Origin of the sequence: Mycobacterium sp., from assembly GCF_035603715.1 — a bacterium.
In the GTDB taxonomy this organism is placed as follows: domain Bacteria; phylum Actinomycetota; class Actinomycetes; order Mycobacteriales; family Mycobacteriaceae; genus Mycobacterium.
In genome coordinates this window covers 1-10,644 of the sequence record NZ_DATNJW010000714.1, presented here as the reverse complement: position 1 = coordinate 10,644, position 10,644 = coordinate 1, and the positions used below count along the sequence as shown (strand labels likewise).

Annotated in this window: 10 protein-coding genes and 2 tRNA genes; 4 read left to right on the top strand and 8 right to left on the bottom strand. The window is 64.7% G+C overall.

Features of this window, described 5'->3' with window-relative positions; all coding sequences use genetic code 11:
• Nucleotides 1-299: peptidylprolyl isomerase (locus VN856_RS28780; protein ID WP_325695702.1), on the bottom strand; the 299-nt coding region annotated here is incomplete at its 3' end.
• An 86-nt stretch (nucleotides 300-385) separates the two neighbouring features.
• Here VN856_RS28780 and cwsA point away from each other — a divergent pair.
• From cwsA to VN856_RS28765, 3 genes are all read left to right on the top strand, one after another.
• On the top strand, nucleotides 386-811 hold the full coding sequence (cwsA, locus tag VN856_RS28775) for a cell wall synthesis protein CwsA (RefSeq protein WP_325695700.1): 426 nt from the start codon (nucleotides 386-388) through the stop codon (nucleotides 809-811).
• A gap of 125 nt (nucleotides 812-936) precedes the next feature.
• The gene (locus VN856_RS28770) at nucleotides 937-1,209 is read left to right on the top strand and encodes a hypothetical protein (protein WP_325695698.1); all 273 of its coding nucleotides are present in this window, start codon (nucleotides 937-939) and stop codon (nucleotides 1,207-1,209) included.
• Between the two features lie 12 nt (nucleotides 1,210-1,221).
• On the top strand, nucleotides 1,222-1,512 hold the full coding sequence (locus VN856_RS28765) for a hypothetical protein (RefSeq protein ID WP_325695696.1): 291 nt from the start codon (nucleotides 1,222-1,224) through the stop codon (nucleotides 1,510-1,512).
• A gap of 29 nt (nucleotides 1,513-1,541) precedes the next feature.
• Here VN856_RS28765 and VN856_RS28760 read toward each other — a convergent pair whose 3' ends face one another.
• A complete protein-coding gene (locus VN856_RS28760) occupies nucleotides 1,542-1,883 on the bottom strand; it encodes a hypothetical protein (protein ID WP_325695694.1) in 342 nt (113 codons plus the stop codon).
• 428 nt (nucleotides 1,884-2,311) lie between these two features.
• On the opposite strand from VN856_RS28760, the gene VN856_RS28755 reads away from it, so the two are divergent.
• A complete protein-coding gene (locus tag VN856_RS28755) occupies nucleotides 2,312-3,850 on the top strand; it encodes an adenylate/guanylate cyclase domain-containing protein (RefSeq protein WP_325695692.1) in 1,539 nt (512 codons plus the stop codon).
• Nucleotides 3,851-4,092: 242 nt separating this feature from the next.
• On the opposite strand, the gene VN856_RS28750 is transcribed toward VN856_RS28755, so the two are convergent.
• The 6 genes from VN856_RS28750 to VN856_RS28725 form a co-directional block, all read right to left on the bottom strand.
• Nucleotides 4,093-4,165: transfer RNA gene (locus VN856_RS28750), tRNA-Ala, on the bottom strand.
• Complete coding sequence (locus tag VN856_RS28745) at nucleotides 4,156-4,278, bottom strand: hypothetical protein (protein ID WP_325695690.1); 123 nt, start codon at nucleotides 4,276-4,278, stop codon at nucleotides 4,156-4,158. The genes VN856_RS28750 and VN856_RS28745 overlap by 10 nt, the downstream gene beginning before the upstream one ends.
• A gap of 26 nt (nucleotides 4,279-4,304) precedes the next feature.
• Nucleotides 4,305-4,378: transfer RNA gene (locus VN856_RS28740), tRNA-Ile, on the bottom strand.
• A gap of 58 nt (nucleotides 4,379-4,436) precedes the next feature.
• On the bottom strand, nucleotides 4,437-5,216 hold the full coding sequence (locus VN856_RS28735) for a DUF3566 domain-containing protein (RefSeq protein WP_325695688.1): 780 nt from the start codon (nucleotides 5,214-5,216) through the stop codon (nucleotides 4,437-4,439).
• Nucleotides 5,217-5,265: 49 nt separating this feature from the next.
• Nucleotides 5,266-9,033, bottom strand: coding sequence for an intein-containing DNA gyrase subunit A (gyrA, locus tag VN856_RS28730; RefSeq protein ID WP_325695686.1), 3,768 nt, complete (start codon nucleotides 9,031-9,033; stop codon nucleotides 5,266-5,268).
• A gap of 55 nt (nucleotides 9,034-9,088) precedes the next feature.
• A partial coding sequence (locus VN856_RS28725) for a DNA gyrase subunit B (protein WP_325695684.1) occupies nucleotides 9,089-10,644 on the bottom strand: 1,556 nt, incomplete at its 5' end.

The window sequence follows — 10,644 nt, the reverse complement described above, 5'->3', positions numbered from 1 at the left end:
TCGTCGGCGAACTTGTAGCCCGGGCCGCCTCGGCCGGTGCCGGTGGGGTCGCCGCCCTGGATCATGAAGCCGTTGATGACCCGGTGGAAGACCGCGCCGTCGTAGAACGGGCCGGAGCTACCACCGGATGCGTTCTCGGTCGAGTATTCCTTGGTGCCTTGAGCCAGGCCCACGAAGTTGGCGACGGTCTTGGGTGCGTGGTTTCCGAACAACGCGATCTTGATGTCGCCGCGGTTTGTGTGCAGCGTGGCAGTGGCGGTCTGAATCGGGCTGGTAGTCACGGGATCACAGTCTGCCATCACGGTCCGCGCCGTCGGACATCCGGTGCCAGTACCCGTGTGGCAGGCTGAAGGTATCCCCAGGCGGTCCTGCGAAAGGGCAAGAGATGCGCGCAAAGAACCACACCCCGTTGACCCCGCGGGAGCGGCTGAGCCGCGGCCTTGCCAGCACGGCGGTTGGCCCGGTGGACGTGACCCGCGGGCTGGTCGGCCTTGGTGTTCACTCCGCACAAGCCGGCGCCTCCAGCCTGCGCCGGCGTTACCGCGAGGGTCGGCTGGCCCACGATTTGCACAGCGCCCAAGAGGCTTTGGTGCAAGAGCTGGCGGCGGCCCAGGATGTGGTTAGCGGTCTGCCGGAAGCGCTACAGCAGGCTCGGCGCGCCCAGCGGCGCAGGCCGCGGCCATGGATGCTGGCCGGCGCTGCCGCGGCGGTGCTCGCCGTCGGCGCGGCCGCGTTCTCGATCGTCCGTCGCTCGAGGCAACCGGAGCCGTCAACATTGGCGCCGAGCGTCGAGGTCGAACCGCGGATCTAACTCGCTGCCGGGGTTATTCGTCCGATAAATCTGCGAATCGGAGCCTGGCCAGCGGCCATCTCCGGCAAACTTACGGCGGATCTGTCAATAGTTGGAGCCGTGCTTGACGCGTGGAGGTGGCTGTCATGGCAGCTGAAATTATCGGGTCGACAAGTATCGCGGCCGGCTCAACGGTCCAGTGGTTCATTCACGGGTACAGCGCTTTCGACGTTGTGAACTTCAGTCTTACGGTTTTCGGCGGGATAAGTAACCACGCGGACGCGACCCTCGTTCAAGGCGAGAAAATTCTGCACGTCGATGTCACGCAGGCCTATCTGGTGTCGATAACGAACAATTATGCGTACGACAGCTGTACCGCCTACCTCTTGGCAAATGTGGAGACGGCACCGACCTCGTAGAAAGGCAGCGAGATGACCGCGGTAGAGATTTCGATTGTTCACGACCACGCCGGGCGCATCATCTCGGTCTCGCAGTTCGCCGCGGGAGTTCGGGCAACCGTGCTGGGCGGCGAGGGCCAATCGGTGTTCATGACCACGGTCGATCATGAGGTCGTCGCGGACTTGATTCGCACCCACAAGGTCGACATCCAGCAGGGCCGTCTGGTTGAGATCGCTGACGATACTTCCGGCGCTTCGTCGGACGCCTCTCGTGACCGCGCTGCGCTGTCCGCGCTGTTGCTACGTGGGCAAGACCGCGACTGAGCGTCGGGCCAGCGGAGTTAGCCTGGCAGCTAGGTACTTTCGAGTACGCCGACGAGCGTGACGATCAGCGAAGTGTGCTGCGTGTAGTTGGGCCCGACGAAGACATGGGCTACTGGCGTGCTCTTGGGTTCGAAATAAAAGCTGACCATTGACTGCAGAAAGCTGGAGGCAGGATCAGCTTTCGTCACAAAGTACGCCACTCCACCGCTTTGCAGATCGAGGTCATTAGCGGCGGGCCAGAGTTGGGCTGAAACACTGGTGAGTCGCAGCCGCTTTCCGGCCGGTACCTGGGGAAAGTTGAAATAACATTGCCCACCTGGGACCGTCGAGGCATCGGCGATGCCGGCTTGTGCCTGATACGGTTTGCTCACGTTGCGGCCCCTGTCGATGGAGTGTTCGGGTGCGGAGGTATCCGACATGGAATATGGCTGCCGCTTGGTGCGACAACCGCGCGGTCCGCTGAGCGGACCGAGGGGTCGAAGGATCCAGCCGGGCCGATTCGGCGGCAGTCGACTTAGACCAGGAGACAGCCCCAACTTGGGCGTCAAGTGTGGAGCCTAGGAGATTCGAACTCCTGACATCTGCCTTGCAATGGCGAATCGTGCTGCTGGTAAATGGTTTTCGGCTTGGTCGACGGGCTAAAATACGCCGCTGTAGTTGGCCCTGGTTATCCGTAACTGTGGTCAGATTGTGGTCAGCAAGTTCTGCACGGTGCGGCCGCAGCAGGTTAGGCGGCCGGCGGCACACTGCGCCCGAAGTGGCGCGCCGTAGCTGCTCGACAAGCAGTACGCTGATGCCCGTGGCGGAAACGTCGTACGCATCATGCGGCGATCTCAGCCTGGCGTATCAGGTGTTTGGCGACGGGCCGGTCGAGCTCGTCTTCATCGGGCCGATGGTCAGCCACATCGAGCTGTTCTGGACCATGCCAGAATTCAAGGCCTTCTTTGAGCAGCTCGCCGCATTCTGTCGCGTCGTGATCTTCGACAAGGCCGGGGTCGGGCTGTCGGACCCCATCCCGAAAGTCCGTTTGCTCGAAGAGCGAGCGGCCGAGATCGAGGCCGTCATGGACGCCGTCGGATTCGGACAAGCCGTCCTCTTCGCTATGAGCGAGGGCGGCCCGCAGGCCATCGAGTTTGCGGCAAAACGACCGGAGCGAACGCGGGCGCTGATCCTCTACGGTTCGTTCGCGTTCATGCATGGCGCCAGCTGGGACGACTTGGATCGCGACCCGGCCGAGCTGCGGGCGCGCGTCCTTGCCGAGCTGGGTGAGGACTACGCACCGTCGACGGACCAGATCGCCCGCGCCCAGGAATTCGTCCGCGCCGTCCGCTCGGCGTGGGGCAGCGGTGTAGCAGCCAAGTGGTGGTTCCCGTCGGCCCGTTCGACACGCCAGCTCGCCACTTTCGAGCGCATGAGCGCGAGCCCGGGGATGCTGCGAGCGACAGTCGAATCGGCGTTCCGAATCGACGTCCGGTCGATCCTGCCGACGATCACCGCGCCCACCCTCGTCATCCATGCGCGCGACGACCTCATGCCCGTGCAGGGCAGCCGGTACCTCGCCGACCACATCCCAGGCGCGCAGTACCTCGAGGTCGCCGGCGCGAACCACGCGCCGTGGCTCACCGAACCCGACCGGATCCTGACCGCGATCGAGGAATTCCTCACCGGCAGCCACGCGCCACCGTCGCAGTCCCATCGTGCGCTGCGCACCGTGTTGTTCACCGATATCGTCGCCTCGACGCAACACGCCGCCGCCGCCGGCGACGAGCGCTGGCGCGCGGTGCTGCACCGCTTCGGCGAGATCACCGGCGACCTCACGCAACAATTCGGCGGCACGGTGGTCAAGAGCACCGGCGACGGCCACCTCGCCACCTTCGACGGCCCGACACAGGCCATCCGCTGCGCCGAGGCCCTGCGTAGTGATGCCGAAACACTGGGCATCCAGATCCGCGCCGGCATCCACACCGGCGAATGCGAATTGCTCGACACCGACATCGGGGGCCTCGCCGTACACATCGCCGCGCGGATCCTCGGCCACGCCGGCGCCGCCGAAATCGTCGTGTCCCGCACCGTGCGTGACCTGGTCGTCGGCTCGGGCACCGGCTTCGAGGACCGTGGCAGCGTCGAGCTGCGTGGCGTGCCCGGCACCTGGCAACTCCTGGCGGTCGATCGCCACGGCGCGCCGGCTGGATCGGCCGAGGCAGAACTGGCGTCCACGCCCACCCCCGGACCGCGGACCGCGATGCGCCGCTCGGACCGCGCCGTAGCGGTAATGGCCAGGCGCACACCGTGGATCCTGCGCGGGATGGGCCGCCTCACCCCGCCGGTTCGCAGCTGAGCAGGGAATCTCGGACCCGGCGGCCTTGACCGATCTGGGGAGTCGCAGTAACGGGCTCCTGGATCGGTCGTACCTTCGCCGCAACGCTGACGCTAAGCCCGGGCAGGGCCGCGGGAATAAGTAGTGAACTACTCAACTCGCCTCGCCATCGAGCGTGGTTCTAGGCGGGAAGTCCCCAAACACGAGCAGGTGGGGTGCCGAAGCTACCAGGCGGATGCTGCCCGAAATGCGCTTTTCATTTGTGGAGCCTAGGAGATTCGAACTCCTGACATCTGCCTTGCAAAGGCAGCGCTCTACCAACTGAGCTAAGGCCCCTCGCGCCGACCGTCGGGTTGGTCGGCTGCCACGTGCCAGACCTCGACACCGCGTTGAGACCGGATCACCACCGCCAGCACCGCGATCGCTGCCAGCGGCAACACCAGTCTCACGAAACGTCTTGGCGAACACATGGTTGTGGGCCTAGGAGGACTCGAACCTCCGACCTCTTCGTTATCAGCGAAGCGCTCTAACCGCCTGAGCTATAGGCCCGCACACGTACACGGACGAGCGACGAGATTACCGCACCGGAGCGTCCGCGCCCAAAACGCTAGTCCCGGTCGGCCAGCGTCACCTCGACGCCGCCGATCAAGTCGGTGGTCAGGTTGTAGATGAACGCGCCGATGGTGGCCGCGGCGGTGAGCAGGACGATGTTCACCAGGCCGATCAGGATCGCCCCGCCGAAGATGGTGCCGCTGGACACCAGCTCCGCGCTGCCGCTGGTGTTGTTCAGCAGATCCCCGACGTTGCTGTTGAGCTTGCTCCACACGCCCATGCCGCCGAGCACCAGATACAGGAACGCCACCGCGATCATCCAGACGAAGAACAACGCGACCGAGAGCACCGCCGACACCTTCAAGGTGCTCCACGGATCGACCCGCCGGATCTGCATGCTGGCCCGCACCGGGCCGACCGGTCGCGACGATACCTGGATACGGCCTTCCGATCGAACCGGCGCGGTCATCGGCTCGTCCGATCGATCAGTGGCCGACTTGCGTTGTCCCGCACGGGGTATCGGTCCGGACAGGTCGGGTAATTCGCTGGCGTAGGCATCGCTTTGCCGACTCTCGTTCTGCGCGGGACCGGGTGCCGGCTCGGCCTCGGGTGGTGGTGTTCTGGTCGCGCCCGGTGCCGCCGTGCCCGAGATGAATCGGTTCAAGCGAGCCTCGGCGTTGGGGCTCGCGGTGCCCCGCCCGGACTGCCGCTGTTGGGCCGGCGACGGGCGGGGAGCGGGCCGCTTGCGCGGTGTCGCGGGCGCGTCGGAGACGGAGCCGTTGCCGGCTGGGCTGTCGCCCTGACCGGTGTGGCCCGGCTCGTTCGGTGAAGTCACCCGCAGCTCCTAACTGTGCCTCCCGGCCGCCGGGGCGGCCGGTGATCGCTTACGCTTCGGCGTCCTCGCCGTCGACGCCGGCGTCCTCGGCTTCCTCGGCGTTACGGGCGATGGCTAACAGTGTGTCGCCCTCACCCAGGTTCATCAATCGAACACCCTTGGTCTGCCGTCCGGCCTTGCGGACCTGACGGGCCGCCGTCCGGATCACCCCGCCTCCGGACGTGATCGCGTACAGCTCACTGTCGTCGTCGACGATCAGCGCACCTACGAGCTTGCCACGACGCGGGTCGTACTGGATCGTCAAGATGCCCTTACCGCCGCGGCCCTGCGCGGTGTACTCCTCGATCGCGGTCCGCTTCGAGTACCCGCCGGACGTCGCGACCAGCAAGAATGTGCCCTCACGGACCACATTCAGCGACAGCAGGTAGTCATCGGCGTTGAACCGCATCCCCTGCACACCCGAGGTTGCTCGGCCCATCGGCCGCAACGCGTCGTCGGTGGCCGAGAACCGGATCGACTGACCATTGGCCGAGACCAGCAGCAGATCGTCGTCGGACGAGCACAGCACCGCGCCGACCAGTTCGTCGCCGTCGCGCAGATTGACCGCCACGATTCCGCCGGACCGGTTCGAGTCGAAGTCGGTCAGCTTGGTCTTCTTGACCAGCCCGTTGCGGGTGGCCAGCACCAGGTAGGGCGCGTCCTCGTAGCTCTTGATCTGGATGACCTGAGCGATCCGCTCCTCGGGCTGGAAGGCCAGCAGGTTGGCGACGTGTTGTCCGCGCGCCGTGCGGGAGGCTTCGGGCAGGTCATACGCCTTGGCCCGATACACCCGGCCCTGGGTGGTGAAGAACAGGATCCAGTCGTGCGTCGAGCACACAAAGAAGTGCCGCACGATGTCGTCCTGCTTCAGCCCGGCGCCCTGCACTCCCTTGCCGCCACGCTTCTGGCTGCGGTACAGGTCGGTCTTGGTGCGCTTGGCGTAGCCCGTTTCGGTGATGGTGACGACGACGTCCTCGCGGGCGATCAGGTCCTCATCGTTGACGTCGCCGTCGGCGGCGATGATCCGGGTGCGACGGTCGTCGCCGTGCTTGTCAACGATCTCGGCGAGTTCGTCGTGCACGATCGCACGCTGCCGCTCGGGCTTGGCCAGGATGTCCTCCAGGTCGGCGATCTCGGCCTCGATCTTGGCCAAGTCGTCGATGATGCGCTGCCGCTCCAACGCCGCCAGGCGCCGCAACTGCATGTCGAGGATGGCCTGGGACTGGATCTCGTCGATGTCGAGCAGCTCGATCAGGCCGGCCCGTGCGATGTCGACGGTCTCCGACGCGCGGATCAACGCGATGACTTCGTCCAGTGCGTCAAGGGCTTTCACCAAACCACGCAAGATGTGTGCGCGCTCGTTTGCCTTACGCAGCCGATAAGTGGTCCGCCGGATGATCACATCGAGTTGGTGCTCGACGTAGTGGCGGATCATCTGGTCGAGGCGCAGCGTGCGCGGCACCCCGTCGACGATCGACAACATGTTGGCGCCGAAGCTGGTCTGCAGCTGGGTGTGCTTGTAGAGGTTGTTCAGCACCACCTTGGCCACCGCGTCGCGCTTGATCTCCACGACGATGCGCAAGCCGACCCGGTCGCTGCTCTGATCCTCGATGTTGGAGATGCCGCCCAGCTTGCCGTCGCGGACCTGCTCGGCGATCGAGGTGATGAAGTTGTCGTGGTTGACCTGATACGGCAGCTCGGTGATCACCAGCGAAGTGCGGCCGCGCGAATCTTCTTCTACCTCAACGACTCCGCGCATCCGGACCGATCCGCGGCCGGTGGTGTAGGCGTCGTGGATGCCCTGCGATCCGACGATCAGCCCGTAGGTGGGGAAGTCCGGACCCTTGACCCGCTCGCAGACCGCGGCCAGGGTGGCCTCTTCGTCGGCCTCGTGGTTGTCCAGGCACCAGTAGACGGCCTCGGCCAACTCGCGCAGGTTGTGCGGCGGGATGTTGGTCGCCATTCCGACCGCAATACCGCCCGACCCGTTGGCCAGCAGGTTCGGGAACCGGCTCGGCAGCACCGTCGGCTCTTGCACACGGCCGTCGTAGTTGGGAATGAAATCGACTGTCTCCTCGTCGATTTCACGCAGCATCTCCATCGCGAGCGGGGTGAGCCGCGCTTCGGTGTTGTGGCTGACGAAGCCGTTCGAGATGAAGGCGTGGTCCTCGGTATCGACACGGAGGCTGTACACCGGCTGCACTCCGGCGTCTGTGACCGACGAGACGCGCGCATAGTAGAACCTGCCGTCGGTCAGCTCGGTTGCGATGGCGCGGACATCGGGGTCAGCGATGTGCGAAAGGATCTCGGCGCCAATGGAACTCCAGCGTTGGAGGCGATCGATGTTGTGCCGCGTCAGCCAATCGCGGTCAGCCCCTGCGCCGCCGGCATGCTTGCGGATGAACGCCGCCAGCCCGGGAACGTGGTCACCGTCCCTGCCCGCATACGCCGGCAGGGAATCGAGGATTCCGGTGAGCTTGTCCTGTTTGGCACCGCCGAATCCGATCTGACCGGCAAACGACTGGGCGTGCGCTCGATTGGTGATGACCACCTTGTGCTCGCCAGTGGCGTGGCGGTACCGCTTGGACACCACGCCGAACTCAAGCAGCATCTTCTGGACATCCGTGGCCAGCCGTTGGCTGCGCGTCGAGTACGAGATTTGAATAGTGTTGCGCGGCAACAGTGAGCAGGATCCATCGCCTTCGAACAGTGCTTGCAGGAATGCCCGCTTCACTGCTGCCGGTGACTGCCAGAGCCACTCCGGCACGACCTTGCCTGCCGACCGCTGACCCGTCAGCTCACCGAGCCGACTCTGTTTCAGGGCCGTCAGATTGTGGATATCGAGTTCATGCAGCATCGATCCCGACGCGATGTGGCGGCTGGAGACGTATCGCGGCCCACCGACAACCGCGTCGTAGGCCGCAACCACCGTGTCGAAGTAGTCGCCGTCGAGGTTGTTGAAGCCAGCGCGGTTGGCTGAGACAAAGCCCTCACTGATGAACGCCCCGAGCAGCAGCGCTTCCATCGTGGGCTGCCAGTCAGCGGGACCCAGCTCGACGGGTTGCGTCCGTTGCAGAACGACATGATCGTCTGGCCGAATCTCCTCGATCAGCTTCCACAGCAGGGTGGGCACGCCGCCGACGTCGACCAGGCACAGCAATGGGTGGTTGGACGTTCCGGTGACTTCGTAGCCTTCGGCAGTGCGGACGGTGTAGGTCTGATGCTCGCCGGAGTGGAACAGCCGGTCCGCCGACACTGGGTTGCCATGTCGGTCAAGGACTTTCAGATCGACAGCATTGTCGGAGTTAGGGCGGGCACTCGAAACGACATCCTTGATCCGTACCGACTGCCCGAGCGGCAGCCGGACAAGCGCGTCACCGGTGAGGCAGTACCGCATGGCGGCTGGCGGGTCGTTGCCCGGCGAGCCGAAGTTTCCTTGCCCGTCGACCAACGGGTAGCGCAGCGACCACGGCTGCGCCATCCGGACCAGGGTGTCGTAGATCGACGCGTCGCCGTGCGGGTGGTAGTTACCCATCGTCTCGGCGACCGACCGCGCCGACTTGGCGTGGCCGCGGTCCGGGCGGAACCCGGAGTCGAACATCGCATAGAGCACCCGGCGGTGCACCGGCTTGAGGCCGTCGCGCACTTCGGGCAATGCGCGGCCGACGATCACGCTCATCGCGTAATCGATGTAGCTGCGCTGCATCTCGTGCTGAATGTCGACGGGCTCGACCCGGTCGCCGGCTTCGCCGCCGGGGGGCAGCGTGGTGTCTGTCATCTATTCCTCATCCGGGAGATTTCACTGGGGAAATGTGTACGGGTGTCAGATGTCGCTAAACATCCAGGAAGCGAACGTCTTTCGCGTTGCGCGTGATGAAGCTTCGGCGCGCCTCAACGTCCTCGCCCATCAGGATCGAGAACAACTCGTCGGCCGCGGCGGCGTCATCGAGGGTGATCTGGCGCAGGATCCGCACCGAGGGGTCCATCGTGGTTTCCCACAACTCCTTGGCGTCCATCTCACCGAGACCCTTGTACCGCTGGATACCGTCTTCGACGTTGATTTTCCGCCCGGCCTTCTTGCCCGCCTCGATGAGCCCGTCGCGCTCGCGGTCGGAGTAGGCGAACTCGGGCTCGCTACGCTGCCACTTCAGCTTGTACAGCGGCGGCGCCGCCAGGAATACGTGGCCGTTTTCGATCAGCGGCCGCATGAACCGGAACAACAACGTCAGCAGCAGCGTGGAGATGTGCTGACCGTCCACGTCGGCGTCGGCCATCAGCACGATCTTGTGGTAGCGCAGCTTGGCGAGGTCGAATTCGTCGTGGATCCCGGTGCCCAGCGCGGTGATGATTGCCTGGACTTCGGTGTTCTTCAGCACCCGGTCGATGCGGGCCTTCTCGACGTTGATGATCTTGCCTCGCAACGGCAGGATCGCCTGGAACATCGAGTCGCGACCGCTCTTCGCCGAGCCGCCGGCCGAATCCCCCTCCACTACATACAGTTCCGAGCGTCGCGGGTCGGTGGAACGGCAGTCGGCCAACTTGCCCGGCAGACCGCCCAGGTCAGTTGCGCTCTTGCGCCGCACCAACTCTCGTGCCTTGCGGGCCGCGATGCGCGCTTGCGCCGATGACACCGCTTTATTCAGCACTGTCTTGGCGTCGGCGGGATTGGCCTCGAACCAGTGCGACAGCTGCTCGTTGCAGATCTTCTGCACGAACGACTTCACCTCGGTGTTGCCCAGCTTCGTCTTCGTCTGGCCCTCGAACTGCGGTTCGCTGACCTTGACCGAGATCACCGCGGCCAGACCCTCGCGAATGTCGTCGCCGGTCAGGTTGGGGTCCTTGTCTTTCAGCAGCTTCTTGTCCTTGGCGTACTTGTTCACCACCGTCGTCAGGGCCGCCCGGAAGCCCTCCTCGTGGGTACCGCCCTCGTGGGTGTTGATCGTGTTGGCGAAGGTGTGTACCGACTCCGAGTAGCCGCCGTTCCACTGCATAGCGATCTCGACTTCGTGGCCGGGGCCTTTCCCGGAGAAATCCACGATGCTGACATGGATCGGATTCTTGGTCCGGTTGATGTGCTTGACGTAGTCGACCAGGCCGCCCGGATAGTGGAATGTCCGGTGCTTGACCTTGTGCGGCGCAACTGATTCGGCGGCCTTTTCTTCCGCGGACTTCGGGGCTTCGGCGGTGTCGCTGACGACCTCGTCGACGACTTCTTCTTTGGTCACCCGCTCGTCGCTGAGGTTGATGGTCAGGCCCTTGTTCAGGAAGGCCATCTCTTGAAGTCGGCGAGCCACGGTCTCAAAGTCGTAGTTCGTCGTTTCGAAGATCCCGGGATCGGCCCAGAACCGGACTGTCGTACCGGTCTTCTTGGTCTTGTCACTCTGCTTGA